Source organism: Pseudomonas grandcourensis (genome assembly GCF_039909015.1).
GTDB classification, from domain to species: Bacteria; Pseudomonadota; Gammaproteobacteria; order Pseudomonadales; family Pseudomonadaceae; genus Aquipseudomonas; species Aquipseudomonas grandcourensis.
Map to the genome: position 1 here is coordinate 305,015 of NZ_CP150919.1, position 24,862 is coordinate 329,876.

A 24,862-nucleotide genomic window follows, 5' to 3' on the forward strand; every position below is an offset into this window, starting at 1 on the left:
CTTCACGCGTCAGTCGCCCCAATATGGGGGTGGGCAAGACGGTCTACAAGGGTGAAGTTAAAACTGGCGTTGTCGCCTGGTTTTGGAACTTGCCGCAATCGATGTGGGAGCGGGCAAGCCCGCTCCCACAGGAAATTCCGACACTGTGGTCACAACGCCGAAATTAACTCAAATCGATGACATCTAGCTACAGGACAGCGAACGTGCCTTGTGCTTTTGCGACCAGTTTGTCGCCCTGCACCACATCGGCCTCGACCACCAGTGTGCGGCGGCCCGGGTGGATCACCCGCGCCGTGCACATCACCTCGCCGTCAGAGACGGCGCGGATGTAGTTGATCTTGCACTCGATGGTTGCACTCTGCTGGTCAAAGCCGTGGGTGCTGGAACAGGCCAGCCCCATGGCAATGTCCACCAGGCTGAACAAGGCCCCGCCGTGCAGCTTGCCGCCGCGATTGCGCAGCTCCGGCTCCAGCGCCAGGGCGACTTGCGCCACGCCGCTTTCCAGACTGTGCAAACGGCAGCCCAGCAGCTTGAAAAACGCGCTTTCGGTCAGCCCGGCAGGGATGTCCATCAGCGTTTCTTCAACTGCTTGGCATTGGCGAACAGCGAAGCCATGGCATTGTTGCTCGGTGCTGCCGCCGTGGTTTCCTTGCGCGGTGCGGTGTTCTGGGACTGGCGTGGCGCCGACCCCGGACGCGCGCCGCGAGCGCCGTCGATTTTCTCGCCCGGGGTGTCGCTCATGCGCATCGACAGGCCAACGCGTTTGCGCGGGATGTCGATTTCCATGACCTTCACTTTCACCACGTCACCGGCCTTCACCGCTTCGCGAGGATCCTTGATGAACTTCTCCGAAAGTGCAGAGATGTGCACCAAACCGTCCTGATGCACGCCGATATCGACGAAGGCACCGAAGTTGGTCACGTTGGTCACCACGCCTTCGAGGATCATGCCCAGTTGCAGGTCCTTGAGGTCTTCGACGCCTTCCTGGAACTCTGCTGTCTTGAACTCGGGACGTGGGTCGCGCCCAGGTTTTTCAAGCTCCAGGAGAATGTCGGTCACGGTCGGCAGACCGAAGGTTTCATCGGTGTACTTCTTCGGATCGAGACGCTTGAGGAATGTGGCATCACCAATCAGCGAGCGGATGTCACGGTCGGTTTCAGCGGCGATGCGCTGAACCAGCGGATAGGCTTCCGGGTGAACCGCCGACGAGTCCAACGGGTTTTCGCCGTTCATGACGCGCAGGAATCCAGCGGCCTGTTCGAAGGTTTTCTCGCCCAAGCGCGCGACTTTCTTCAGCGCCGCGCGGGTCTTGAACGCGCCGTGCTCGTCGCGGTGGCTGACGATGTTCTGCGCCAGGGTCGCGTTGAGGCCGGAGATCCGTGCCAGCAGCGCGACGGACGCCGTGTTCACATCCACGCCGACGGCGTTCACGCAATCCTCGACCACCGCATCCAGGCCACGGGCCAGTTTAAGCTGCGACACGTCGTGCTGGTACTGGCCGACGCCGATGGATTTCGGATCGATCTTCACCAGTTCGGCCAACGGGTCTTGCAGGCGACGGGCAATCGACACGGCGCCACGGATCGACACGTCGAGGTCCGGGAATTCCTTGGAAGCCAGCTCCGATGCCGAGTAAACCGATGCCCCGGCCTCGGAAACCATAACCTTGGTCATCTTCATGGCTGGGTATTTTTTGATCAGTTCAGCGGCCAGCTTGTCGGTTTCGCGGCTGGCGGTACCGTTGCCGATGGCGATCAGGTCCACCGAGTGCTTGGCGCACAGGGCGGCGAGCACGGCGAGGGTCTGGTCCCACTTGTTGTGCGGTACGTGCGGGTAAACCGTGGCGTGATCCAGCAGCTTGCCGGTGGAGTCGACCACGGCGACCTTGCAACCGGTGCGCAGGCCAGGGTCGAGGCCCAAAGTCGCGCGCGGGCCGGCCGGGGCCGACAGCAGCAGGTCGTGCAGGTTGTGGGCGAATACGTTGATCGCTTCGGTTTCCGCGCCATCGCGCAGCTCGCCCAGCAGGTCGGTCTCCAGATGGGTGTAGAGCTTGACCTTCCAGGTCCAGCGCACCACTTCGCCCAGCCATTTGTCGGCGGCGCGGTTCTGGTTCTGGATGCCGAATTGCTGGCCGATCATGCCTTCGCACGGGTGCATGGTGCCCGGCAGTTCGTCGCCGACTTTCAGCGCGGAGCTGAGGATGCCTTCGTTGCGACCACGGAAAATCGCCAGTGCGCGGTGCGACGGCATGCTCTTGAGCGGTTCGTCGTGTTCGAAGTAATCGCGGAACTTGGCGCCTTCCTCTTCCTTGCCGGCAATCACGCGGGCACTGAGGGTGGCTTCCTGCTTGAGGTAGTTGCGCAGCTTGTCCAGCAGGCCTGCGTCTTCGGCGAAGCGTTCCATCAGGATGTACTTGGCGCCTTCGAGGGCAGCCTTCACATCGGCCACGCCTTTTTCCGCGTCGATGAAACGTGCGGCTTCGGTTTCCGGGCTCAGGGACGGGTCGTTGAACAGGCCGTCGGCCAGTTCGCCCAAGCCGGCTTCCAGGGCGATCTGGCCCTTGGTGCGGCGCTTCTGCTTGTACGGCAGGTACAAGTCTTCGAGACGGGTCTTGGTGTCGGCGAGCTTGATGTCGCGTTCCAGTTGCGGGGTCAGCTTGCCCTGCTCCTGGATGCTGGCGAGGATACTGATACGCCGTTCGTCGAGTTCTCGCAGGTAGCGCAGGCGCTCTTCCAGATGACGCAACTGGATGTCATCGAGGCTGCCGGTCACTTCTTTCCGGTAACGGGCGATGAAGGGAACGGTAGAGCCTTCATCGAGTAGCGCGACGGCCGCTTCGACCTGTTGTGGGCGTACACCGAGTTCCTCGGCGATGCGGCTGTTGATGCTGTCCATAAAACCACCTGACAAATTGTGAAAGCAGGCTCGCAGGCGCAGAGATAGGGCCTGGGCGAGTCTGGTTGAGCGGCCTGGCCTGCGCCGCTACCTGGATCAAAAGGTATCCCGTTGACCCGTGAAATCGAACAATTACTGCCGACGCCATGAAAAAAACGCGTCCGTCTGTAGTACCTGTCTGACGTTGCCTGACACAAAAGGCCGCGCATTATAACCAGCGTTCCGGCATTCGGGGACATCGCGGATTGCAGGTGCAATGGCCGGTTTTCTGGCGCTGGAGGAAAAATCTGCTAACAATGCACACGGTGCGTATAACGGCAGCTACGCCATAATGCGCGCCGAGATCAAAGGAGCATCCAATGAGCAGCACTGCACAAACTGCTGAAGGCGAAAAAATTCTTATCGTTGACGACGATCCGGGGCTCAGCAGCCTGCTGGAGCGTTTTTTCGTCAGCAAGGGCTACCGCGCCCGCGCCGTACCGAACACTGAGCAAATGGATCGCCTGCTGGCGCGCGAAGTGTTCAACCTGGTCGTCCTCGACCTGATGCTGCCCGGCGAAGACGGCCTGACCGCCTGCCGCCGTCTGCGCAACGCGAACAACCAGATTCCGATCATCATGCTCACCGCCAAGGGCGACGAGCTGAGCCGCATCAAGGGCCTGGAGCTGGGCGCCGACGATTACCTGGCCAAGCCGTTCAACCCGGATGAGCTGATGGCTCGCGTCAAAGCGGTATTGCGTCGCCAGTCGGCTCCGGTGCCTGGCGCACCGGGCAGCGAAGACGAAAGCGTGACCTTCGGTGACTACGAATTGTCCCTGGCTACCCGCGAGCTCAAGCGCGGTGAAGAAGTGCACATGCTCACCACCGGTGAGTTCGCTGTACTCAAGGCTCTGGTGATGAACGCCCGTCAGCCGTTGACCCGCGACAAACTGATGAACCTGGCCCGTGGCCGCGAGTGGGATGCCCTGGAGCGTTCCATCGATGTGCAGATTTCCCGTCTGCGCCGGATGATCGAGCCCGATCCGTCCAAACCGCGTTACATCCAGACTGTCTGGGGCGTGGGTTACGTGTTTGTACCGGATGGTACCGCCACCAAGTGATGGGCGATTTGTAGGAGCGGGTCATGCGGGCAACGGATCAATCGATCCTGTCCGCAGACTCGCGATCCGCAATATGCGAGCATCGCTCGCTCCTGCAAGTGTTTAACGGTTATCCATGAAAACCCCCGTTTGGTTCCCCCAGAGCTTCTTCTCCCGCACCCTTTGGCTGGTGCTCATCGTCGTACTCTTCTCCAAGGCACTGACCCTGGTTTATCTGCTGATGAACGAAGACGTGCTGGTGGACCGCCAGTACAGCCACGGTGTCGCCCTGACGCTGCGCGCCTATTGGGCTGCCGATGAAGAAAACCGCGGCAAGATTGCCGAGGCCGCGACCCTGATCAGGGTGGTGGGTGCCGGCGTGCCGGAAGGCGAACAGCACTGGCCTTACAGCGAGATCTATCAGCGGCAGATGCAGGCGGAGCTGGGTGCCGACACTGAAGTCCGGCTGCGCATGCATTCGCCACCAGCGCTGTGGGTCCGGGCGCCAAGCCTGGGCGATGGCTGGCTGAAAGTGCCGCTTTATCCCCATCCGTTGCGTGGCCAGAAAATCTGGAACGTGCTGGGCTGGTTCCTCGCGATTGGCCTGCTGTCCACCGCTTCGGCCTGGATCTTCGTCAGCCAGCTCAATCAACCTTTGAAGCGTCTGGTGTATGCCGCGCGGCAACTCGGCCAGGGCCGCAGCGTGCGCCTGCCGATCAGCGATACGCCGAGTGAGATGACCGAGGTTTACCGCGCCTTCAACCAGATGGCCGAAGACGTCGAACAGGCCGGCCGCGAACGTGAACTGATGCTGGCCGGGGTTTCCCATGATTTGCGCACGCCGTTGACACGCTTGCGCCTGTCCCTGGAACTGATGGGCGATCGCACCGACCTGACTGACGACATGGTGCGTGACATCGAAGACATGGACGCGATTCTCGATCAGTTCCTGGCGTTCATTCGTGACGGGCGTGACGAGTCGGTGGAAGAGGTTGACCTGAGTGACCTGGTCCGTGAAGTTGCCGCGCCGTATAACCAGACCGAAGAAAAAGTGCGGTTACGCCTGGAGCCTATCCAGCCGTTCCCGTTGCGCCGTGTGTCGATGAAGCGGCTGCTGAACAATCTGATCGGCAACGCGCTGCATCATGCTGGCAACGGTGTGGAGGTGGCGGCGTATGTATCCGGGGACACCAGCGCACCGTATGTGGTGCTGAGTGTCATGGATCGTGGTGCCGGGATCGATCCTTCGGAGCTGGAGGCGATTTTCAACCCGTTCACTCGCGGTGATCGTGCCCGGGGAGGCAAGGGTACCGGATTAGGTTTGGCAATCGTGAAGCGGATTGCTTCGATGCATGGCGGGAATGTTGAGCTGCGTAACCGCTCGGGCGGTGGGCTGGAAGCGCGGGTGCGGTTGCCGTTGGGATTAATGTTGCCGCGGGATGCCGTTTAAAACCTGAGTTTTTCAGTGGGGCTGATGGCCCCTTCGCGAGCAGGCTCGCTCCCACATTGACATGCAATCTCCTGTGGGCGCGAGCCTGCTCGCGAAGGCGGCATCCCTGCCGCCACAAGGCTCGAAGGTTAACCCTTGCCCTTGGTCCGAGTCATATTCGGCCCACCGTTCTTCTCCAGATGCTCGATGATGATCCCCGCCACATTCTTCCCGGTGGTGGTCTCAATCCCCTCAAGGCCCGGCGACGAGTTCACTTCCATCACCAGAGGCCCGTGATTGGAGCGCAGGATGTCGACACCTGCCACCGCCAGCCCCATGACCTTCGCCGCACGCAACGCCGTCATGCGCTCTTCCGGCGTGATCTTGATCAGGCTCGCGCTGCCACCGCGATGCAGGTTGGAGCGAAACTCGCCGGGTTTGGCCTGGCGCTTCATCGCGGCAATTACCTTGTCGCCGACGACGAAGCAACGAATGTCCGCACCACCGGCCTCCTTGATGTACTCCTGAACCATGATGTTCTGCTTGAGGCCCATGAACGCCTCGATCACCGATTCCGCAGCCGTGGCGGTTTCGCACAGCACCACGCCGATGCCCTGGGTGCCTTCCAGCACCTTGATCACCAACGGCGCGCCGTTGACCATTTCGATCAGGTCGGGAATGTCATCGGGGGAGTGGGCAAACCCGGTCACCGGCAAGCCGATCCCGCGACGGGACAGCAATTGCAGCGAGCGCAGCTTGTCCCGGGAACGGGCAATGGCCACCGATTCGTTGAGCGGAAATACCCCCATCATTTCGAACTGGCGCAACACTGCGCAGCCATAAAAGGTCACGGAAGCGCCGATCCGTGGAATCACCGCATCGAAACCCTCCAGCGGCTTGCCGCGGTAGTGGATCTGCGGCTTGTGGCTGGCGATGTTCATGTAGGCGCGCAAGGTGTCGACCACCACCATTTCATGGCCACGCTCGGTACCGGCTTCGACCAGACGACGGGTGGAATACAGACGCGGATTCCGCGACAGCACAGCGATCTTCATGCAACACCTGTGGAGGAGGTAGATACCGGGAACACCGGCTTGTCTTGTACGTACTTGATGCCCGGATTGACCACCAACTGGCCGTGGATCAGGGCTTTGGAGCCGAGCAGCAGGCGATAACGCATGGACTTGCGGCAGGCGAGCGTGAACTCGACCCGCCAGACCCGATCACCAAGGGCCAGGGTGGTGCTGATCACGTATCGCACCTGCGCGTGACCGTTTGAGCTTTTAATGGTTTTCCTCGTCACCAGCGGTGCTTCGCAGCGCCGGTGACGCAACTGAACCACCGTGCCCAGGTGCGCCGTGAAGCGCACCCACTGCTCACCGTCCCGGTCAAATGTCTCGATGTCGGTGGCATGCAGGCTGGAGGTGCTGGCGCCGGTGTCGATTTTTGCCCGAAGGCCAGCGACTCCCAAATCAGGGAGCGCCACCCACTCGCGCAGACCGACAACGGTCAAATGGTCAAATGTCTTCAAAATTGCTCAACCGGTAGAAACCGCAGTGGCCGCAGGCGGCCGGATTCGCGGTATTCACGCAGAATAATGATTAAAAGGCGACAGATATCTACGGCCCGGATTTCCAGTCTCCCAAGGAGGTTATGGAATGTCAGCATTGTAATCCGAGCCGGTGAAATTCTTGGTACGTCAGAAACGGTAGTACAGTTCACCAATATTTCAGAATGAGGAAATTCCATGGCACAAAAAAACGAAGAGGACGACAAAGTCCGCCTCGATAAATGGTTGTGGGCTGCACGATTCTACAAAACCCGCGCCCTGGCCAAGGCAGCGATTGAAAGCGGCAAGGTGCATTGCCGGGGCGAACGCTGCAAGCCGGGCAAGGAGCCGCGTATTGGCGACGAATTTGTGATTCGCACCGGTTTCGAGGAGCGCACGGTGGTAGTCATGGCACTGTCGATCGTTCGTCGCGGCGCACCGCAGGCGCAAACCTTGTATGCCGAAACCCTGGCCAGCATCGCCAAACGCGAAGAGGCCGCGGCGCAAAGAAAGGCCGGAGCCCTGGGCGTGAGCACCGACGGTAAGCCGAGCAAGAAACAGCGGCGGGACTTGTTCAAGTTTCGTGGCAGCAGTAACGACGACTGATCCAGATATTGCTCGGGCGAGTGCCGCGCACTCGCCAGGTTTCACCGTGCTTTCAGGCCAAGACTTGCAATTGACCCGTTGCGCATCCATATCTGTGCCTGGCCAGCAGTGCATCGCATGGACGATATCGCCGCTCGTCGAAAATCACACACAGTCTCTGACCTGTAGGCCATAACCACATTGCCAGCAGTGCAGAGCGGGAAACGACCCGGAACCCATCAGCGCTTGTTCCACCTTGCTTGGATCAGGCCCGGATTGTTCATAAAATGCCTTTCATGGCTGAATGTTGCGCACCCGAGGGTGGCGCAAGGTCAATTTCTTGTTTCCTGTAACCATTTTCACTACTTCAGATACCCAGACCTATGACCGATCACGCGGATAACGACTTCACACAACGCTTCATCTTCGATGACAGCGACACCCGTGGCGAGCTGGTCTCGTTGGAGCTCAGCTACGCCGAAGTCCTGGCCAAACACGCCTACCCGCAGCCGGTCGCGCAACTGCTCGGCGAGCTGATGGCGGCCGCATCGTTGCTGGTCGGCACGTTGAAGTTCGATGGCTTGCTGATTCTGCAGGCCCGCTCCGAAGGCCCGATCCCGCTGCTGATGATCGAGTGCTCCAGCGAGCGCGAGATCCGTGGCCTGGCCCGTTACGAGGCGGACCGCATTGCCCCCGACGCTACCTTGGCTGACTTGATGCCGGATGGCTCGCTGACATTGACCGTCGACCCGAAACGGGGCCAGCGCTACCAGGGCGTCGTCGACCTGGATGGCGAAACGTTGTCCGACTGCTTCACCACCTACTTCGTCATGTCCCAGCAGATTGGCACCCGCATCAAGCTCTGCGCCGATGGTCGTCGTGCCCGTGGCCTGTTGCTGCAACAACTGCCGGCGGACCGTTTGAAAGACGAAGACGAACGCGCCGCCAGCTGGCAGCACATCACCACCCTGGGCGGTACGCTGACCGCCGACGAGCTGTTGAGCCTGGACAACGAAACCGTGCTGCATCGCCTGTACCACGACGAGCAGGTGCGTCTGTTCGATGTGCAGAAGTTGCGCTTCCGTTGCAGCTGCTCGCGCGAACGTTCGGCCAATGCGCTGGTCAGTCTGGGTATGGAAGACGCGCAGCAACTGGTGGTCGAACACGGTGGCAACATCGAAATCGATTGCCAGTTCTGCAACCAGCGCTACCTGTTTGACGCGGCCGATGTCACTCAATTGTTCGCCGGCGCGGGTATCGAGACGCCGTCAGATACCCGTCACTAAAACGGTTCAGCGCAGGTAAATTCACTGCCTTGCGCCGGATTAACGCCGTTACGACAGGAGGGGCCTACTCTTTTTGGGCTTTTCTGGCATAATCCGGCCCACTTTTTTCGCGGTAGTAGTGCACGACTTTCTACTACAAAAACGTTTGGAGCACTCGGCCACTGGCCGACGGGGAACCTCATGACGCAAGCCAACAATGCCGTGTACACCGATCTGAGTGTTGATGATCTGGTTAAAGAAGCCCTCAACCGCGGTGAAGGCGAGCTTGCCGATACCGGCGCACTGGTTGTTCGTACCGGTCACCGTACCGGCCGTTCGCCAGTCGACCGTTTCATCGTTGAAGAGCCAAGCACCCAGGCCGCCATCGCCTGGGGCCCGATCAACCGCAAGTTCCCGGCCGACAAGTTCGACGCCCTGTGGGCTCGCGTTGAGGCATTCAACAACGCGCAAGAGCATTTCGTTTCCCACGTGCATGTAGGTGCGGCTTCCGAGCACTACCTGGCCGTGAAAATGACCACACAGACTGCCTGGCAGAACCTGTTCGGCCGTTGCCTGTTCATCAACCCGGAAAAGTACAACCCGGCTGGCCGTGATGAGTGGCAAGTGCTCAACGTTGCCAACTTCGAATGCGTGCCAGAGCGTGACGGCACCAACTCCGACGGCTGCGTGATCCTCAACTTCGCACAGAAGAAAGTGCTGATCGCCGGCATGCGTTACGCCGGTGAAATGAAGAAAGCCATGTTCTCGGTGCAGAACTTCCTGCTGCCGGCTGCCGACGTACTGCCAATGCACTGCGCCGCCAACATCGGCGAAGAAGGCGACGTGACCCTGTTCTTCGGTCTGTCCGGCACTGGTAAAACCACCCTGTCGGCCGACGAAAGCCGTTACCTGATCGGTGACGACGAGCACGGCTGGGGCGAAGGCGTTGTGTTCAACATCGAAGGCGGTTGCTATGCCAAGTGCATCGACCTGTCCGAGAAGAACGAGCCGGTTATCTGGAAAGCCATCAAGCACGGCGCGGTATTGGAAAACGTCGTTATCGACGATGCCAAGCACGCCGACTACGCCGATGTCAGCCTGACCCAGAACAGCCGCGCCGCCTACCCGCTGGAGCACGTTGCCAAGCGCTCCGAGAAGAACCTCGGTGGCGAGCCGAACGCTGTGATCTTCCTGACCTGCGACCTGACCGGCGTACTGCCGCCAGTGTCGATCCTCAACGAAGAGCAAGCGGCCTACCACTTCCTGTCCGGTTACACCGCTCTGGTCGGTTCGACCGAAATGGGTTCGGGCAGCGGCATCAAGTCGACCTTCTCCACCTGCTTCGGCGCACCGTTCTTCCCGCGTCCGGCCGGCGAGTACGCTGAACTGCTGATCAAGCGCATCCGTGGCTTCGGCTCCAAGGTCTACCTGGTCAACACCGGCTGGACCGGCGGTGGCTACGGCGTTGGCAAGCGCTTCAACATCCCGACCACTCGTGCCGTGATCGCAGCGATCCAGAGCGGCGCGCTGATCGGTACCGAGACCGAGCACCTGGACACCATCAACCTCGACGTGCCAGTGGCCGTACCGGGCGTTGAGACTGGCCTGCTGAACCCACGCAACACCTGGGCCGATAAGACCGCCTACGACGAAGCCGCCAAAGCACTGGCCGGCCTGTTCATCGAGAACTTCAAGAAGTTCGAAGTGAGCGACGCGATCAAGGCTGCGGGTCCAAAGCTGTAAGCGTTGGTTTGAGCTAACGAAGAAGCCGCCCCTCGGGGCGGCTTTTTTGTGCGCAAAATTCAGTTTTTCGCGGGCAAGTCAGAATGCGTCGGGCCGTCACAGGCCTTCGAGCTCATCCGTGTCCCAGCGTTGGGCCTTGATGGCCCGGTAGAGCATGCCGATGGTCAAAGGCACCTTCTCGCCGCGACCCTTGGCTTTTCGCTTTAGATTCACGTCAAAGCCGTCGGGCTGGAAATAGCGATAGCTGTCGAAGTCCACGAAATCGATGGCGAAGTGGTCTTCCAGGGTTTCGATCAAATGCCGGGCGTCTGCACCATTGCAGCCCAGGTCGAAATTGATCGAGGTGCCGAGGCTGATGGTTTTGCGTTCGGGGAAGCCGAGTTCTTCATGCAGCAGTTGCATGAGTTGCTGCATCAAGTGGTCGTCGGGGAGGTTGGAGGCGAGGTTCATTGGGGGAGATCCGTTTGGGCCTTAACGGATCTTATTGGTCGTCGGACTTGAGAGGAAGGGCCGGCTGAGTTGATTGCTTCTGGCTCAGCGTTTTCAGTTTGCACGGAGGGCCGACGTTCACCCCATAGGATCTCGTTCATTTGTTGCACGCTTTCCATTAGCTCATCAAAAAAACTGCTCATGGTTTCCTTCTGTATCCGATGAGGGCATTGAGTGGTTTGTTTCCATCCGAGCAATTTTTTGTTTCTTGATCGCTCCTGCGCAGTGCGTGGGAGCGATCTCCATTAAAGATCAGACCGGGGCTTTCCAGTTGAGCATGCGTTGCTGGGCGACTTTGAGCAGGTCGCAGCCGTCCTGGGTCAGCAGGTAGAGGGCGTGGGTGATGTGCGGGATGTCTTTGATGTCGCCGTGTTTGAAGCATTGGCAGTGCAGGGTTTGCAGCAGGTCACTGGAGGCCCGGATGCGTTGGAGGGCGGCTTCGAGGATGTCTTGGGGGTTGGCCTCTGTGTCGATGATCAGGGGCTGTGATTCGGTGAGATTGGTGTGGAGTGGGAGATAGCGTTCGTTGGTGAACGGGTTCCATTTGTTCATTTTATGTATTCTCAAATGCTTTAGATGAAACCACCGCCATCGTGACCAAGCGATGGGAGGTGGACTGTGTTCGGGTTGGTCAACCGGGAGAACACACAAAACCGGCACGCTCGAAGGCGTCCCAAACACAGCCACCATAAAGCGTGCAGACACTTGAGTGCCGGCAGCATACAACGGACGCGTTTATGTGTTCTATCGGGTGACCAAGCCCGAATCGCTGATTTGGCAGCGACACTCCGGACTATAGGAGTGGGTCACTGGTCATTGATAGCCGACAAGTTGTCTTGTTTTGTAGGACCTTGCCGAAGCTCTCATAGGTCGTTGCTGAAGGAGTTATCCACAGTGCGCCGCGTTATCGTTCATCGCTGGCAAGCCAGCTCCTACAGGGGGGCTGTGGTGGTGCTTCAGCCGGTGAATTTCGGCAAGCGCTGTCGGGCGATGTCGAGCAGGTCGTTGCCGTCCTGGGTCAGCAGGTACAGGGCGCCGACGATCTTGGGGATGTCGCTCGCTTCGGCCTGTTTGAAACAGGTGCAGTAAAGGGTTTCGAGCAGGTCGCTGGCGGCGCGGATGCGTTGTCGGGCGGCGTCGAGGATCTCGAAGGGGTCGGCCTCGGTATCGATGACCAGCACAGGGGTTTCGCTGTAGCGGGTCTTGAGCGGGTGATAGCGGGCTGTCAGCGTGTCGGTTTTTTTCATCGAGTGGGTCCTGTGCGAAATCGGCAAGTGTTCCCGGGCAGGCCGAGACACTGTTTTCAGCCGCGCCGGAAACTATAGAAGGGTGTGGCGTTGCGGGACAAGACGGCTGAAATGGACAGGCTTTGTAGGGGATTTATCGTGTTCCGAGGATAAGGCTTACACATTGTCGGAGGTTTGCGCGACGAAGCCGCTGGCGGTAAAAAAGCCTACGGGGTTATCAGTGAATCATCCGCTGTATCATCCGGTATCGTTTTGCCCCCGACCTTTTCTCGACTCGCTGCGATCGCCGGCTAGGCTTTTGACTCCGCAGCAGTCAACGGAGTGACAGCTTATGCACAACACCCTGGAACAGGTTTTCGGTTATCCACAATTTCGACCCGGTCAGGAGGCGGCCGTCAGTGCCGTGCTGGCGGGGCGCTCGGCGGCGGCGATTTTCCCCACCGGTTCCGGCAAATCCCTTTGCTACCAATTGCCGGCGCTGTTGCTGCCGCACCTGACGCTGGTGGTTTCACCGCTGCTGGCGTTGATGCAGGATCAGCTGGCGTTCCTGCAACGCCACGGCATCTCGGCGGGCAGTATCGATTCGGCCCAGAGCCGCGATGACGCCAGCGATGTCATGGCCCGGGCAAAGTCCGGTGAGCTGAAGATTCTGATGATCTCCGTGGAGCGCCTGAAGAACGAGCGTTTCCGGCATTTTTTGCAGCAAGTGCCGATCTCGTTGCTGGTGGTGGACGAGGCGCACTGCATTTCCGAATGGGGGCATAACTTTCGCCCGGACTACCTCAAGCTTCCCGACTATCAACGCCAGTTCAACATCCCGCAGGTGTTGTTGTTGACCGCAACGGCGACGCCCAAGGTCATTGCCGACATGCAGGCGAAATTCGCCATCGCCGCTGACGATGTGGTGACCACCGGTTTCTATCGCCCGAACCTCAATTTGCTGGTGGAGCCGGTTCGCGGAGCGGACAAGCGCCGACGTCTGGTCGAATGGATGAGCCAGCGTCCGGACCAGCCCAGCATCGTCTATGTCACCTTGCAGAAAACCGCCGAGCACATCGCGGAACACCTGAACCGCAACGGCATTCAGGCCGAGGCTTATCACGCAGGGTTGCCCCACGAGCAACGCGAGGCAATCCAGAAACGCTTCATGGGTGGTCAGTCCAACTGCATCGTTGCCACCATCGCTTTCGGCATGGGTATCGACAAGAGTGACATCCGCAACGTGGTGCATTTCGACCTGCCCAAATCCATCGAAAACTACAGCCAGGAAATCGGCCGTGCCGGGCGTGACGGGCAGCCGGCGGACTGCCTGGTGTTGGCCAACCGCGACAGCCTCAACGTGCTGGAGAACTTCGTCTACGGCGATACGCCCGAGCTTGATGGCATCCGTTGCGTGCTTGACGAGATGCATGCCGCAGCCACCGAAGGGCAGTGGGAGTTTCTGCTGGGGCCATTGGCCGATCAGAGCAATATTCGCCAGTTGCCGCTCAAGACCTTGCTGGTGCAACTCGAATTGCGCGGGTTGATCGCCCCGCGCTACGCCTACTACGCCGAATACCGTTTCAAGTATGTGCAGGAGCCCGAGGCGCTATTGGCGCATTTTGAAGGCGAGCGCAGGGATTTTGTCGCTGCGATCATCCAGACCTCAAGCCGCGCACGGACCTGGGCCACGGTGAATTTCGAGGCGTTGTACGAGCAGCATCAGGCCGAGCGCAGTCGGGTGGTCAAGGCGCTGGATTACTTTCAGGAGAAGGGCTGGGTGGAGCTCGAAAGCAAGCAGATGACCGAGGTCTACAGCGTGCTGCAAAGCGGGTTCGACAGCGTCGCGTTGAGCGAGGAACTGCACGGCTATTTCACTCGGCATGAGCGTACCGAGGTCGCGCGGATTCACGCGATGCTGGACCTGTTCGCCACCGACCGTTGCCTGGGTTATCGCCTGGCCGAGTATTTCGGTGATCACAATGCACCGCAGCAATGCGGGCATTGTTCGGTGTGTCATGGGCAAGTGGCGCGGCTACCGGCACCACCGGAGTTGCCGGCGCTTGTGGATAAGAATTTCGAGGCGCTGTGTGGCGGTTTTATCCACAGGCACGAGCAGCACACGGGCAAACTGCCCTCGGCTGAACGGGTGACACGGTTTTTGTGCGGGATCAGCGTGCCGTTGTTCACCAAGCTCAAGGCACGGTCGATTCCCGGGTTTGCGGCGCTGGAAGATTATCCGTATGCCGGGGTGCGGGAGTGGGCCGAGCAACATCTGGCAGGCTGAACCGTGGTCCTTGTGGGCGCGGGCTTGCGGTGTACTCAAAGGGGCACATCCATCCGCTGAATGTTGCTCATCACAGGAATAAATTTCAAAAAAGCCCGGTGGCTGACTATGGTGGTGGCTGTCTTCGGATCGCCAACAAGAGAACAAAACATGAGCCAGACACCGTCGAATATTCAGCGCGCCGCCGTCATCGGCGCGGGCACCATGGGCCGTGGCATTGTCATGTGCCTGGCCAACGCCGGAGTGGCCGTGCAGTGGGTCGACAACAATCCGCAAATGCTGGAGCAAGCGCTGGCCACCGTAGCGGACACTTACGCCCACAACGTGCGCCAGGGCCGTATTGATCAGAGCGAAGCCGATGCCCGCATCGCGCGCGTTACGGCGGCGGATGGTTATGTGGCCATCCGCGATGTCGACCTGGTCATCGAAGCGGTGTACGAAAACCTTGAACTCAAGCAGAAAATCTTCCGCGAGCTCGATGGCCTGCTCAAGCCTGGAGCGATTCTGGCGAGCAATACTTCGGCGCTGGACATCGACGCCATCGCCGCGGCCACACGCCGGCCACAGCAAGTGCTGGGTCTGCACTTCTTCAGCCCGGCGCACATCATGAAGCTGCTGGAAATCGTCCGTGGTGCGCAGACTGCTCCGGCGGTGCTCGACGCGGCGATGGCGCTCGGCCAGCGCATGGGCAAGGTCAGTGTGGTGTCGGGCAATTGCGACGGTTTCATCGGCAACCGCATGCTCAATACCTATGTGCTTGAAGCGCGAAAAATGCTGCTGGAAGGCGCGTATCCCTACCAGGTAGACGCAGCGCTGCAGGGCTTCGGTTTCGCCATGGGGCCGTTCCGCATGTTCGACGTGGTGGGCGTGGACCTGCAATGGCGCTCGCGCCAGCTATCCGGCATCGGGCAGGATGCGCCGGAAGTTCAGGTGGATAACCGTTTGTGTGAGCAGGGACGTTTCGGCCAGAAGAGTGGCAACGGCTTTTACCACTATGAACCGGGCAGTCGTCAGGCCGAACACGATCCGCAGGTGGATGCACTGGTGCTTCAAGTCAGTGAGGAACTGGGGTTCCAGCGCCGCGAGATCGGCCCGGAGGAGATTCTTGAGCGCTGCTTGCTGGCACTGGTCAACGAAGGCGCGAAGATCCTGCAGGAAGGCATCGCCGGGTCGGCTCACGATATCGATCTGGTCTACCTCAACGGTTACGGTTTCCCGGCAGACAAGGGCGGGCCGATGGCCTGGGCGGATCAGCAAGGGTTGGCGGACATTCACCGGCGCTTGATGGACCTTGAGACGCGTCAGGGCGATCACTGGAAACCGGCGCGGGTGATTGGAGAGCTGGCGGCGGCTGGCAAGGGCTTTGCTGACAGGTGATTGATGTGGCGCCTGTGAGGGCGCCATCGCGGGCTTGCTCGCGAATGATCACGACACGGTTTTCGCCTTAGACTACTGGATCAATTTCTGGAACCACCACCAATGCCCCATCGCACCGACTACCCCCACTTCCAGCCCATCACCACCCGCTGGCACGACAACGACGCCTACGGTCACGTCAACAACGTTACCTACTACAGTTTCTTCGATACGGCAGTGAACACTTACCTGATCGAAGTCGGCGGCCTGGACATCCATGACGGTGAGGTGGTGGGGTTCGTGGTGAGCTCCTCCTGTGATTACTTTGCTTCCATTGCCTTCCCGGATCGCATCGAGATCGGTCTGCGGGTGGGCAAGTTGGGCAACAGCTCGGTGCAATACGAACTGGCCGTGTTCAAGCAAGGGGACGACGAAGCCTGTGCGGCGGGGCGCTTCGTGCATGTGTTTGTCAATCGTGCGTCGAATCAACCTGTGGCGATTCCTGCAGGATTGCGCGGGGCGCTGGAGCGTCTGGTGGTTCAGTAAGGCAAAAAAAATCGCAGCCCTTGGGCTGCGATTTTTGTTGTACTTACCAGCGAGGCGCTCGAGGCCTTAGTCGCGGTAGTACTTGTGGTGCTTGCGATGGCCATAGGCATGGCCGCGGCCCGGATGGTCGTCACGGTAGTAGCGACGATCACCATGGCCGCGATAGTAACGACGATCGTCGTCATCATCATTATCGTACTCTTTGCCCATGTGGTTACCCAGCGCGCCACCGGCGCCGCCGCCTGCTGCGGCGCCGATCAGGCTGCCGGTGGTGCCGCCCAAGCTGCGGCCGACCACGTTACCGCCTGCAGCACCCAACGCACCGCCAATGGCTGCTTCGCCACGGCTGTGTTTGTTTGCGCCGACGGCGCTACCACCCGCGCCACCCAGGGCCGCGCCGATGGTGGAACCTGTACTGCCGCCTAACGACTGACCGACGACCGAGCCTAAAACCCCGCCCAATGCGCCGCCTACGCCGGCTTCGGTAGTGCCGCCAGCAGACGCAATACCGCTGACCAGGCCAAGGGACAACAAGAGAATCGAGGAGAACTTCATGGAGGAACCTCTAGGGGATGACGGCGCGATCCTGAGGCTCTGGAATGGGCGTGACAATCGAAATCCGACGAATAACACGACCTGTATACAATATTGCAAGTTACTGTTTTTGGGGCGGAACTTAACGTTTTTTTGCAGGTCTTTTACTTATTCGCAAAGGCCGTTTTCATAAGAAAGCGGCCTTTTTTGTGGGCGAAAGGAAAGTATTCGAACGGAGTCGTTCATAGGGTGAATCGGTCGACGCCTTCGCGAGCAGGCTCGCGATGGGGCCAGTTCAGACAACCTGTTACGCCGACCTGGCCATGATCAACCCGGTCTCACTCGCCGCTTCCAACCGGATCGCCACAAACTTCGATGTCGGCGTATCACTGCCATCGCCGGTGCTTTCCAGCGGCACCAAGGGGTTCACTTCCGGATAGTAGGCCGCCGCCTGCCCGGCCGGGATATCAAACGCCAGCAGGGTGAAGCCTTTTACCCGACGTTCGACGCCATCGTCCCAGAGCGAAACGATGTCGGCCTTTTGCCCCGGCTTGAAGCCCAGGCGGATGATGTCGGCCTCGTTGACGAACAACACGTCCCGCTGACCCTTCACGCCGCGATAACGGTCGTTGAGGCCATAGATGGTGGTGTTGTACTGATCGTGGGAGCGCAACGATTGCATGATCAGGTCCGGCAGTACTCCGGTGGCGCGGGTGCGTTCGTGCACCAGGTCTTTGGGCAGTGCGTTGGGGCGGAAATTGGCCCGGCCCGAGGCAGTGTTCCACTTGCGTGCGCCGGCACTGTTGCCCAGGTAGAAGCCACCAGGGTTCTTGATCTTCTCGTTGAAGTCCTTGAAGCCGGGAATGGTCTCGGCGATCAGGTCGCGGATGCGGCCGTAGTCGGCCACCAGCCAGTTCCAGTCCACCGGGTGGCTGCCCAGGGTTGCGGCAGCGATGCCGGCCAGGATCGCCGGTTCCGAGCGCATCTGGTTCGAAAGGGGCTGCAACTGGCCGTTGGAGGCGTGGACCATGCTGAACGAGTCTTCGACAGTTATCGCCTGCGGGCTTTGGGTCTGGATATCGATGTCGGTGCGGCCCAGGCACGGCAGGATCAGCGCGTCCTTGCCACGCGTCAAATGGCTGCGGTTGAGCTTGGTGCTGATCTGCACGGTCAGGTCGCAGTTTCGCAGGGCCTGGAACGTGCGCGGGCTGTCCGGCGTGGCCTGGGCGAAGTTGCCGCCCAGGCCGATGAAGACTTTCGCCCGGCCTTCAGCCATCGCATGAATCGCCTCGACCACGTTGTGGCCGTTGTCGCGTGGCACCTTGAACTGGAAGCGCCGCTCCAGGGCATCGAGGAACGCGACAGGAGGGCGTTCGTTGATGCCCATGGTTCGGTCGCCCTGCACGTTGCTGTGGCCACGCACCGGGCACAGACCGGCGCCCGGCCGGCCGATGTTGCCGCGCAGCATCATCAGATTGGCGATTTCCTGGATGGTCGCCACCGAATGGCGGTGTTGGGTGATGCCCATGGCCCAGCACATGATGACGTTCTTGCCCTTGGCGTACATGCGCGCGGCTTGCTCGATTTCCACCAGGCTCAGGCCGGACTGCTCGACGATCTGCTCCCACGGGGTGTCGTCGATGGTCGCAAGGTACTCCAGCACATTGACGCTGTGCTCGTTGAGGAAGTCGTGGTCGAACACCGCCGGGGCACCGGTTTTCTGCGCGTCGCGCTCCCAGAGCAGGAGGAATTTCGCCATGCCGCGCATGATTGCCATGTCGCCACCCAGGGCCGGGCGGAAGAACGCGGTGTTGGTCGGCTTGTCGCCGTTGGTGAGCATTTCGATCGCGTGCTGTGGATGCTGGAAACGCTCCAGGCCCCGCTCTTTCAGCGGGTTGATGCACACCACTTGAGCGCCGCGCTTCACCGCTTCGCGCAGCGGTTCGAGCATTCGCGGGTGGTTGGTGCCGGGGTTCTGGCCCCAGACGAAAATCGCATCGGCGTGTTCGAAGTCGTCGAAGGTCACGGTGCCTTTGCCGACCCCGACGCTTTGCGACAGCGCGACACCGCTGGCCTCGTGACACATGTTCGAGCAGTCAGGGAAGTTGTTGGTACCGTAGGCGCGCACGAACAGTTGATAGAGGTACGCCGCTTCGTTACTCGCCCGGCCCGAGGTGTAGAACTCGGCCTGATCGGGGCTCGACAGACCGTTCAGGTGTTTGGCGATCAGGGCGAAGGCGGCGTCCCAGCTGATCGGCTTGTAGCGATCGGTCTCGGCGTCGTAGCTCATCGGCTCAGTCAGGCGGCCCTGGTATTCGAGCCAATAGTCGCTTTGCTCCAGCAGCGAAGTGACGCTGTGTTTGGCGAAGAACTTGGCATCGACACGACGTTTGGTCGCTTCCCAGTTCACCGCCTTGGCGCCGTTCTCGCAGAACATCACCATGCCCTTTTCCGGAGAATCGCCCCAAGCGCAACCCGGGCAGTCGAAGCCACCGTTCTGGTTGGTCTTGAGCATGATGCGCAGGTTCTTCAGCGCGTTGTCGCTGGTCAACCAGGCCTGGGCCACGCTGATCAGTGCCCCCCAGCCACCGGCCGGGCCTTTGTAGGGCTTGAAGCGAGGGACGGGTTTCTGGTCGGCTTGACGGTGTTGACTCACGCTTGATTCTCCAACGTTGGGCTATAGACCCGCGGTGCATTCTTCTGTGGCAGATGGATGAGATTGAGGTTGTGGCGACGGGCCCATTGCACGGCAAGGCCCGTGGGCGACGACAGGCTGACCAGGGTCTGGATGCCGGCACGCAATACTTTCTGGATTAATTCGAGGCTGCAGCGGCTGGTGACAATCGCCAGCCCGCCAGCAGTCGGGATCTTCTGGCGGATCAATCCGCCGATCAGTTTGTCGAGGGCGTTGTGCCGGCCGATGTCTTCGCGGCCGAGCAACAACTCACCTTTATCGTTCATGAACACCGCCGCATGCACCGCACCGCAATGTTGGCCCAAGGGCTGGAAGGCGCCGATGCGCTCGCGCAGGCCATCAAGCCATTCGACCGGCGGCAACGGGGCGCCGGGCAATACCTGAAGGTCCGGCAACGCCTGCTCGACCGCTTCCACGCCGCACAACCCGCAACCGCTGGTACCGGCCAGTTGCCGACGCTGCTGCTTGAGGTTCCAGAACGCGCGGTTGGCGATGGTCACTTGTGCGTATTGCGCCGACCCCGAGCCGCTGAGTTGCAGGTCGTAGATGTCCGTGGCGTCCTGGATGATGCCGCTGCCCAGGCTGAAGCCGACGATGAAATCTTCCAGGTCCGTGGGCGTCACCAGCATGACCGCCTGGCTGATGCCGTTGAAGGCAATCGCCAAAGCAACTTCTTCGGCCAGCGCGGTGCTGGCCGATTCGGCGCTATCTGTTTTGGTACGGCGCAGATTGCTATAGCTGTACGTCTGGCTTGCGGCGGGCGCGGGCGTTTCGAGGGCAGGCGCCGCGCATGCAGGGCGCTTGGTGTTCATGGCATCACCGACGGTTTGATCAGCTTTAAGACTAGGCGCGGCAAGTTGTCACGTCTAATCGCTAATACTGATCTGCCGATAGATGCCGTCGATCAAGCGCCAATCAGCGATTGTTGATAGAGGGCAAAACAGGCTTCTGCCAGCGCCGAGCGTGGCGCGCTGCGACGCATGATCAGCCCCAGGCGGCCGAGGGTCTGGGCGTTTTCGATAGGTTGCAGGCGCAAGTGTTCGGTCAGGCCTTCGAGGCCGCCGTCCAATGGCATTACGGCGCAACACAAGCCGCCGTGCACGGCTTGTAACAGTTGATGCACGGCATCGGTCTGCAACAACGGCTGCGGGGTCAGGCCACGGCTGTGGAAGTTGTGGTCGATGGACTGGCGAAAGTGCATACCGCTGGTGAGCATGCCCAGCGGCAGTTCGATCAACGATTCCCAACTCAATGGCGCTTCGCCAAAGGTGAAGAAGCGTTGGTCGTAGAGCAGGCCCATGCGGGTTTCGCTGAAGGCCAGGGAGTCGAAATGGTCAGTGTCGAGGCGTTCCAAGTAGGAAACACCAAGGTCCAGGCGATTGTTCGCCAGTTGCTCGAGGATTTGCTCCGAACTCAGTGCCGAGAGCTCGAAGCGCAGGTTCGGATGCTCCCCGTGCAGGCGTTGCATCAGTGGCAGCGGATCGAAGCTCGACAACGGCACTACGCCCAGGCGCAAAGTCCCGACCAGATTGCCGCGACAGGCGGCTGCTTCGGCGTATAAGCCGTCGTAGGCCGCCAGTACGGTGCGCGCCCAGGCCAGCACCCGTTCGCCCGGCGCGGTGAAGCCTTCGAAGCGCTGGCCGCGATTGACCAGCGGCAGGTCGAGCTCTTCTTCGAGGCTGCGCAGGCGCATGGACAGGGTCGGCTGAGTGATGTGGCAGCGCGCGGCGGCCTGGCCGAAATGGCGGGTTTCGTCGAGCGCGATGAGGAATTTCAGCTGCTTGATGTCCATCTGCGCTCCTGGGGTTGGGAAGGTGCGGATTCTATCGCAAGCTGGGTCATTGGTCGGGTTGGATTCGTAAGTGACGACCGTGGTCTAGGCTTTGACGTCTGGAACCCGAAACCCAAGGAGAGTGCACCATGAGTCTTTTGAGCTTTGTGAAGGAAGCAGGCGAAAAATTGCTGGATCTGCTGACGCCAGGTAACGCCAACGCCAGTGAGCAGTTGAAGGAGCACATCAGCAAGGTCGGCCTGGGCAACCCGAACGTGCAGGCGACGGTCGATGGCGACAAAGTCACGGTGACCGGTGAAGTGGCGAGCCAGGAAGAGAAGGAAAAGATCCTGCTGGCGGTAGGCAACATCGCCGGGGTTGGCAGTGTGGATGATCAGATCACCGTGACCGGGCCGGTCGTTGCTGCGGCGGTGTTTGTCACCGTGGTGAAGGGTGACACCCTCAGCGCGATTTCCAAGCGCGTGTACGGCGATGCCAACAAGTACAACAAAATCTTCGAGGCCAACAAGCCGATGCTGTCACACCCGGACAAGATCTATCCGGGGCAGTCGTTGCGGATTCCCGAGTAACACGAGGCCCTACGGTCAATTAAAGCCCTGCAATCAAATCCCGATAATCCCCGACCGCCGCAAACTCCGCCGTATCCTTCGGCCCTTTGCGGCTGTCCGGCTCGCGCACGGCCAGCAAATGGGCCACGCCAAAGTCCCGTGCGCTACGCAGGATCGGCAAGGTGTCGTCGATGAACAGGCTGCGCGCCGGATCGAAATCGATATCGGCTTGCAGCGCATCCCAGAATTGCGGGTTTTCCTTGGGGAAGCCGTAGTCATGGGAACTGATCAAGCGTTCGAAATAGGGCGCCAGTTCGATTTTTTCCAGCTTCAACGACAGCGCATCCCGATGGGCATTGGTGATCAGCACCACGCGCTTGCCGGCCCGTTTGATCGCCGTCAGAAAGGTGTCGGCATCCGGGCGCAGGGCGATCAGATGCGCGGTTTCCAGTTTCAGGTCGCGCACCGACAGCTTCAGTTCGGCGCTCCAGAAGTCCAGGCAGTACCACTGCAACTGGCCGGCATGGCGCTCGAACAACGGCTGCAATTCCATCTCGGCCATGGCCCGGCTGACCCCGTGCAGTTCGGCGTAACGCTGGGGCAGGTGCTCCATCCAGAAGTGATTGTCGAAATGCAGGTCCAGCAGCGTGCCGTCCATGTCCAGCAGAACGGTATCGATGTCGGACCAGGGTAATGAAGGCATGGCAACGTCTCGGGCAGTAGAAAGATTTCTGGCGTAAATAATCGGGAAAGCCGCGTTATAGTAGCGCGTTCACGCCAAGGAGCTTTGCATGCGCCAGAAACCCACCATACTCGCCCGCGAAATTGTCGCCACCAGTCGATTGTTCTGCGTGGAAGAGCTGAAGCTGCGCTTTTCCAACGGCGTGGAGCGCACGTATGAACGCCTGGTCGGCAAGGGTGCCGGGTACGGCGCGGTGATGATCGTGGCGATGCTTGATGCCGAGCATGCGGTGCTGGTCGAGGAGTATTGCGGCGGCACGGATGCATATGAAATGTCATTGCCCAAGGGCTTGATCGAGCCGGGCGAAGATGTGCTGGCGGCGGCCGAGCGCGAGCTCAAGGAAGAGGCCGGTTTTGGCGCGCGACAACTGGAACACCTGACCGAGTTGTCGCTGTCCCCTGGCTACATGAGCCAGAAGATTCAAGTAGTGCTGGCTACCGAGCTCTACGAAGAGCGTCTGGAAGGCGACGAGCCAGAGCCGATGCGAGTGGACAAGGTCAATCTGCGTGAGCTCTCGGCGCTTGCACAAAACCCACAATTTACCGAAGGCCGTGCCTTGGCGGCGCTGTACCTGGCCCGAGACCTTTTGACTCAGCGCGGAGCGTTCCAGCAATGAATTTCCCACACCCGATGATGGCATCGGTGATTGAACTGGCCTTGCAGGCCGGTGATGCAATCCTGCCGTTCTGGCGCACAGGCACCACCGTCACGGCAAAGGCTGATGATTCGCCGGTGACTGCTGCCGACCTGGCCGCTCACCATGTGATTCTTGCCGGGCTGACGGCGCTTGATCCGAGCATCCCGGTGCTCTCCGAGGAAGACGCCAACATTCCCCAGGACGTGCGTGCCGGATGGCAGCGCTGGTGGCTGGTCGATCCGCTGGATGGCACCAAGGAATTCATCAGCGGCAGCGAAGAGTTCACCGTCAACATCGCTCTGATCGAAAACGGTCGGGTGGTGTTCGGTGTGGTGTCGATGCCGACCAACGGGCGTTTTTACGTCGGTGGTGCGGGACTCGGCGCCTGGCGTGGCGATAAAGGTGGCACGCCCGTGGCGATCAAGGTGCGTGATGCGTTAGCGCCCGGCGAGTCGTTCACCGTGGTAGCCAGTCGTCGCCATTCGAGCCCGGAGCAAGAGCGATTGCTGGCCGGGTTGAGCGCCAGCCTTGGCGAGCTGCAACTGGCCAGTATCGGCAGTTCGTTGAAATTTTGCCTGGTGGCCGAAGGGGCGGCGGATTGCTATCCGCGCCTGGCACTGACTTCCCAGTGGGACACGGCAGCAGCACAAGGTGTGCTTGAAGGCGCGGGCGGTGAGGTGCTGGAGTTGAGCGGTGAGCCATTCAGCTACCCGGCGCGGGAGTCGCTGTTGAATTCGTTCTTCCTGGCATTGCCGGCGAAGGCAGCCTGGCGGGAGAAGCTGCTGGAATTGGCGCGGTCCTGAGATCACCTTAACTTTGTGGCGAGGGGGCTTGCCCCCGTTGGGCTGCGAAGCTGCCCCAAAAACATGCAATCTCATTGTATCTGACACGCTGCGGACGCTGGACTTGGGAGTGCTGCGCACTCCAACGGGGGCAAGCCCCCTCGCCACAGGTTGTACAACACCATCACATTCAGCGGTGCAACACGTACTGCCCGACAAACCTCACCGCATCCTCGTCACGGCCTTCATTGACGACCCTGGTATGCAGCGTCAACCGCGCTCGGCTGTATCGCTGGAAGGTGGTCAGGAATTTCTTCCAGATCACCGGGTCCGGCGCCTGGCAAATGGCGTTGGCATCCCCCGTCACCGGTAGCGGATAGCTGATCTGCCCTTCCTGGATCACGATGTGGCCGTCGGTAATGCCTTCTTCCTTGAGACGCAAATGCAGCCAGCCCCAACCGGCCAGGACCGCACCGCAATACAGGCTGCCGCCGAACATGGTGCTCTTGTGGTTGACGTTGGCCTCCAGCGGCAAGTGCAGGCGCAGTTGCTGGTCATGCCAATCGAGCACTTTGAGGCCCATGTCCCGGGTGAGGGGAATGTCGTGATGGAGAACGGATTCCAGTTGTCGACTGTCGCGGCTCATTCAGGGGCCTCTGGCTTGAAGTGGATGATTGGAAGGT

At 60.3% G+C, this 24,862-nt stretch carries 24 protein-coding genes and 1 pseudogene; 11 read left to right on the forward strand and 14 right to left on the reverse strand.

All coding sequences use genetic code 11. From position 1 onward, the window contains the following. Positions 1-187: 187 nt before the first annotated feature. Positions 188-571 (reverse strand): PaaI family thioesterase, encoded by a 384-nt coding sequence (locus AABM52_RS01300; protein ID WP_347910053.1) that lies wholly within the window; start codon positions 569-571, stop codon positions 188-190. Next, complete coding sequence (locus AABM52_RS01305) at positions 571-2,895, reverse strand: Tex family protein (protein ID WP_347910054.1); 2,325 nt, start codon at positions 2,893-2,895, stop codon at positions 571-573. The genes AABM52_RS01300 and AABM52_RS01305 overlap by 1 nt, the downstream gene beginning before the upstream one ends. 359 nt (positions 2,896-3,254) lie before the next feature. Here AABM52_RS01305 and ompR point away from each other — a divergent pair, with 359 nt between their 5' ends. Both ompR and AABM52_RS01315 read left to right on the forward strand, forming a co-directional pair. After that, entirely contained in the window at positions 3,255-3,995 is a 741-nt protein-coding gene (gene ompR, locus AABM52_RS01310) for a two-component system response regulator OmpR (RefSeq protein WP_007972873.1), read from the forward strand. 115 nt (positions 3,996-4,110) lie between these two features. Beyond that, entirely contained in the window at positions 4,111-5,424 is a 1,314-nt protein-coding gene (locus tag AABM52_RS01315) for an ATP-binding protein (RefSeq protein WP_223457366.1), read from the forward strand. A gap of 128 nt (positions 5,425-5,552) precedes the next feature. On the opposite strand, the gene rimK is transcribed toward AABM52_RS01315, so the two are convergent. Together rimK and AABM52_RS01325 are read right to left on the reverse strand one after the other, a co-directional pair. Then, positions 5,553-6,458 carry a 30S ribosomal protein S6--L-glutamate ligase gene (rimK, locus tag AABM52_RS01320; RefSeq protein ID WP_007972871.1) on the reverse strand — a complete coding sequence of 302 codons (906 nt, stop codon included), beginning with the start codon at positions 6,456-6,458 and terminating at the stop codon, positions 5,553-5,555. After that, a complete protein-coding gene (locus tag AABM52_RS01325; RefSeq protein WP_191624865.1) occupies positions 6,455-6,916 on the reverse strand; it encodes an ATP-dependent zinc protease in 462 nt (153 codons plus the stop codon). The genes rimK and AABM52_RS01325 overlap by 4 nt, the downstream gene beginning before the upstream one ends. A 234-nt stretch (positions 6,917-7,150) precedes the next feature. On the opposite strand from AABM52_RS01325, the gene AABM52_RS01330 reads away from it, so the two are divergent. Beyond that, the gene (locus AABM52_RS01330) at positions 7,151-7,558 is read left to right on the forward strand and encodes an RNA-binding S4 domain-containing protein (RefSeq protein ID WP_095942247.1); all 408 of its coding nucleotides are present in this window, start codon (positions 7,151-7,153) and stop codon (positions 7,556-7,558) included. Positions 7,559-7,691: 133 nt separating this feature from the next. Here AABM52_RS01330 and AABM52_RS01335 read toward each other — a convergent pair. Then, positions 7,692-7,821: pseudogene (locus tag AABM52_RS01335) on the reverse strand (phosphoesterase); the annotation flags it as partial. Positions 7,822-7,920: 99 nt separating this feature from the next. On the opposite strand from AABM52_RS01335, the gene hslO reads away from it, so the two are divergent. Next, entirely contained in the window at positions 7,921-8,823 is a 903-nt protein-coding gene (hslO, locus tag AABM52_RS01340; protein WP_347910055.1) for an Hsp33 family molecular chaperone HslO, read from the forward strand. Between the two features lie 180 nt (positions 8,824-9,003). Next, positions 9,004-10,545 (forward strand): phosphoenolpyruvate carboxykinase, encoded by a 1,542-nt coding sequence (locus tag AABM52_RS01345; RefSeq protein WP_347910056.1) that lies wholly within the window; start codon positions 9,004-9,006, stop codon positions 10,543-10,545. A 96-nt stretch (positions 10,546-10,641) separates the two neighbouring features. Here AABM52_RS01345 and AABM52_RS01350 read toward each other — a convergent pair whose 3' ends face one another. The 3 genes from AABM52_RS01350 to AABM52_RS01360 form a co-directional block, all read right to left on the reverse strand. Continuing rightward, the gene (locus tag AABM52_RS01350; RefSeq protein ID WP_347910057.1) at positions 10,642-10,995 is read right to left on the reverse strand and encodes a DUF1493 family protein; all 354 of its coding nucleotides are present in this window, start codon (positions 10,993-10,995) and stop codon (positions 10,642-10,644) included. Between the two features lie 291 nt (positions 10,996-11,286). Then, positions 11,287-11,586, reverse strand: a complete 300-nt coding sequence (locus AABM52_RS01355; RefSeq protein WP_347910058.1) for a hypothetical protein — start codon at positions 11,584-11,586, stop codon at positions 11,287-11,289. 404 nt (positions 11,587-11,990) lie between these two features. Further along, positions 11,991-12,281, reverse strand: a complete 291-nt coding sequence (locus tag AABM52_RS01360) for a hypothetical protein (protein ID WP_046040800.1) — start codon at positions 12,279-12,281, stop codon at positions 11,991-11,993. Positions 12,282-12,612: 331 nt separating this feature from the next. Here AABM52_RS01360 and AABM52_RS01365 point away from each other — a divergent pair, with 331 nt between their 5' ends. From AABM52_RS01365 to AABM52_RS01375, 3 genes are all read left to right on the forward strand, one after another. Beyond that, a complete protein-coding gene (locus AABM52_RS01365) occupies positions 12,613-14,547 on the forward strand; it encodes an ATP-dependent DNA helicase RecQ (protein WP_347910059.1) in 1,935 nt (644 codons plus the stop codon). A 150-nt stretch (positions 14,548-14,697) separates the two neighbouring features. After that, entirely contained in the window at positions 14,698-15,924 is a 1,227-nt protein-coding gene (locus tag AABM52_RS01370; RefSeq protein WP_347910060.1) for a 3-hydroxyacyl-CoA dehydrogenase NAD-binding domain-containing protein, read from the forward strand. Between the two features lie 102 nt (positions 15,925-16,026). Then, complete coding sequence (locus AABM52_RS01375) at positions 16,027-16,449, forward strand: thioesterase family protein (RefSeq protein WP_347910061.1); 423 nt, start codon at positions 16,027-16,029, stop codon at positions 16,447-16,449. A gap of 66 nt (positions 16,450-16,515) precedes the next feature. Here the strand turns inward: AABM52_RS01375 and AABM52_RS01380 are convergent, their stop codons facing one another. From AABM52_RS01380 to AABM52_RS01395, 4 genes are all read right to left on the reverse strand, one after another. Continuing rightward, on the reverse strand, positions 16,516-17,004 hold the full coding sequence (locus tag AABM52_RS01380) for a glycine zipper domain-containing protein (RefSeq protein WP_347910062.1): 489 nt from the start codon (positions 17,002-17,004) through the stop codon (positions 16,516-16,518). 286 nt (positions 17,005-17,290) lie between these two features. Next, positions 17,291-19,639: an FdhF/YdeP family oxidoreductase gene (locus tag AABM52_RS01385; protein WP_347910063.1), complete on the reverse strand. Its 2,349-nt coding sequence runs from the start codon at positions 19,637-19,639 to the stop codon at positions 17,291-17,293. After that, positions 19,636-20,490 carry a formate dehydrogenase accessory sulfurtransferase FdhD gene (gene fdhD / locus AABM52_RS01390; RefSeq protein WP_347910064.1) on the reverse strand — a complete coding sequence of 285 codons (855 nt, stop codon included), beginning with the start codon at positions 20,488-20,490 and terminating at the stop codon, positions 19,636-19,638. Before fdhD ends, AABM52_RS01385 begins: the two co-directional genes overlap by 4 nt. A gap of 92 nt (positions 20,491-20,582) precedes the next feature. Continuing rightward, entirely contained in the window at positions 20,583-21,470 is an 888-nt protein-coding gene (locus AABM52_RS01395) for a LysR family transcriptional regulator (RefSeq protein WP_347910065.1), read from the reverse strand. 128 nt (positions 21,471-21,598) lie between these two features. Here AABM52_RS01395 and lysM point away from each other — a divergent pair, with 128 nt between their 5' ends. Next, positions 21,599-22,039 (forward strand): peptidoglycan-binding protein LysM, encoded by a 441-nt coding sequence (gene lysM, locus AABM52_RS01400; RefSeq protein ID WP_046040810.1) that lies wholly within the window; start codon positions 21,599-21,601, stop codon positions 22,037-22,039. A gap of 19 nt (positions 22,040-22,058) precedes the next feature. Here the strand turns inward: lysM and yrfG are convergent, their stop codons facing one another. After that, complete coding sequence (gene yrfG, locus AABM52_RS01405; protein ID WP_347910066.1) at positions 22,059-22,721, reverse strand: GMP/IMP nucleotidase; 663 nt, start codon at positions 22,719-22,721, stop codon at positions 22,059-22,061. A gap of 88 nt (positions 22,722-22,809) precedes the next feature. Between yrfG and nudE the strand changes: the two genes are divergently transcribed. Continuing rightward, complete coding sequence (gene nudE, locus AABM52_RS01410; RefSeq protein WP_347910067.1) at positions 22,810-23,376, forward strand: ADP compounds hydrolase NudE; 567 nt, start codon at positions 22,810-22,812, stop codon at positions 23,374-23,376. Then, the gene (cysQ, locus tag AABM52_RS01415; protein WP_347910068.1) at positions 23,373-24,200 is read left to right on the forward strand and encodes a 3'(2'),5'-bisphosphate nucleotidase CysQ; all 828 of its coding nucleotides are present in this window, start codon (positions 23,373-23,375) and stop codon (positions 24,198-24,200) included. The genes nudE and cysQ overlap by 4 nt, the downstream gene beginning before the upstream one ends. A gap of 169 nt (positions 24,201-24,369) precedes the next feature. Here cysQ and AABM52_RS01420 read toward each other — a convergent pair whose 3' ends face one another. Then, complete coding sequence (locus AABM52_RS01420) at positions 24,370-24,825, reverse strand: YiiD C-terminal domain-containing protein (protein ID WP_008003181.1); 456 nt, start codon at positions 24,823-24,825, stop codon at positions 24,370-24,372. Positions 24,826-24,862: the final 37 nt, after the last annotated feature.

Coding starts and splice junctions, on each gene's coding strand:
- AABM52_RS01300 (WP_347910053.1), bottom strand. CDS start 571: ATGGACATCCCTGCCGGGCTGACCGAAAGCGCGTTTTTCAAGCTGCTG.
- AABM52_RS01305 (WP_347910054.1), bottom strand. CDS start 2,895: ATGGACAGCATCAACAGCCGCATCGCCGAGGAACTCGGTGTACGCCCA.
- ompR (WP_007972873.1), top strand. CDS start 3,255: ATGAGCAGCACTGCACAAACTGCTGAAGGCGAAAAAATTCTTATCGTT.
- AABM52_RS01315 (WP_223457366.1), top strand. CDS start 4,111: ATGAAAACCCCCGTTTGGTTCCCCCAGAGCTTCTTCTCCCGCACCCTT.
- rimK (WP_007972871.1), bottom strand. CDS start 6,458: ATGAAGATCGCTGTGCTGTCGCGGAATCCGCGTCTGTATTCCACCCGT.
- AABM52_RS01330 (WP_095942247.1), top strand. CDS start 7,151: ATGGCACAAAAAAACGAAGAGGACGACAAAGTCCGCCTCGATAAATGG.
- hslO (WP_347910055.1), top strand. CDS start 7,921: ATGACCGATCACGCGGATAACGACTTCACACAACGCTTCATCTTCGAT.
- AABM52_RS01345 (WP_347910056.1), top strand. CDS start 9,004: ATGACGCAAGCCAACAATGCCGTGTACACCGATCTGAGTGTTGATGAT.
- AABM52_RS01350 (WP_347910057.1), bottom strand. CDS start 10,995: ATGAACCTCGCCTCCAACCTCCCCGACGACCACTTGATGCAGCAACTC.
- AABM52_RS01355 (WP_347910058.1), bottom strand. CDS start 11,586: ATGAACAAATGGAACCCGTTCACCAACGAACGCTATCTCCCACTCCAC.
- AABM52_RS01360 (WP_046040800.1), bottom strand. CDS start 12,281: ATGAAAAAAACCGACACGCTGACAGCCCGCTATCACCCGCTCAAGACC.
- AABM52_RS01365 (WP_347910059.1), top strand. CDS start 12,613: ATGCACAACACCCTGGAACAGGTTTTCGGTTATCCACAATTTCGACCC.
- AABM52_RS01370 (WP_347910060.1), top strand. CDS start 14,698: ATGAGCCAGACACCGTCGAATATTCAGCGCGCCGCCGTCATCGGCGCG.
- AABM52_RS01375 (WP_347910061.1), top strand. CDS start 16,027: ATGCCCCATCGCACCGACTACCCCCACTTCCAGCCCATCACCACCCGC.
- AABM52_RS01380 (WP_347910062.1), bottom strand. CDS start 17,004: ATGAAGTTCTCCTCGATTCTCTTGTTGTCCCTTGGCCTGGTCAGCGGT.
- fdhD (WP_347910064.1), bottom strand. CDS start 20,490: ATGAACACCAAGCGCCCTGCATGCGCGGCGCCTGCCCTCGAAACGCCC.
- AABM52_RS01395 (WP_347910065.1), bottom strand. CDS start 21,470: ATGGACATCAAGCAGCTGAAATTCCTCATCGCGCTCGACGAAACCCGC.
- lysM (WP_046040810.1), top strand. CDS start 21,599: ATGAGTCTTTTGAGCTTTGTGAAGGAAGCAGGCGAAAAATTGCTGGAT.
- yrfG (WP_347910066.1), bottom strand. CDS start 22,721: ATGCCTTCATTACCCTGGTCCGACATCGATACCGTTCTGCTGGACATG.
- nudE (WP_347910067.1), top strand. CDS start 22,810: ATGCGCCAGAAACCCACCATACTCGCCCGCGAAATTGTCGCCACCAGT.
- cysQ (WP_347910068.1), top strand. CDS start 23,373: ATGAATTTCCCACACCCGATGATGGCATCGGTGATTGAACTGGCCTTG.
- AABM52_RS01420 (WP_008003181.1), bottom strand. CDS start 24,825: ATGAGCCGCGACAGTCGACAACTGGAATCCGTTCTCCATCACGACATT.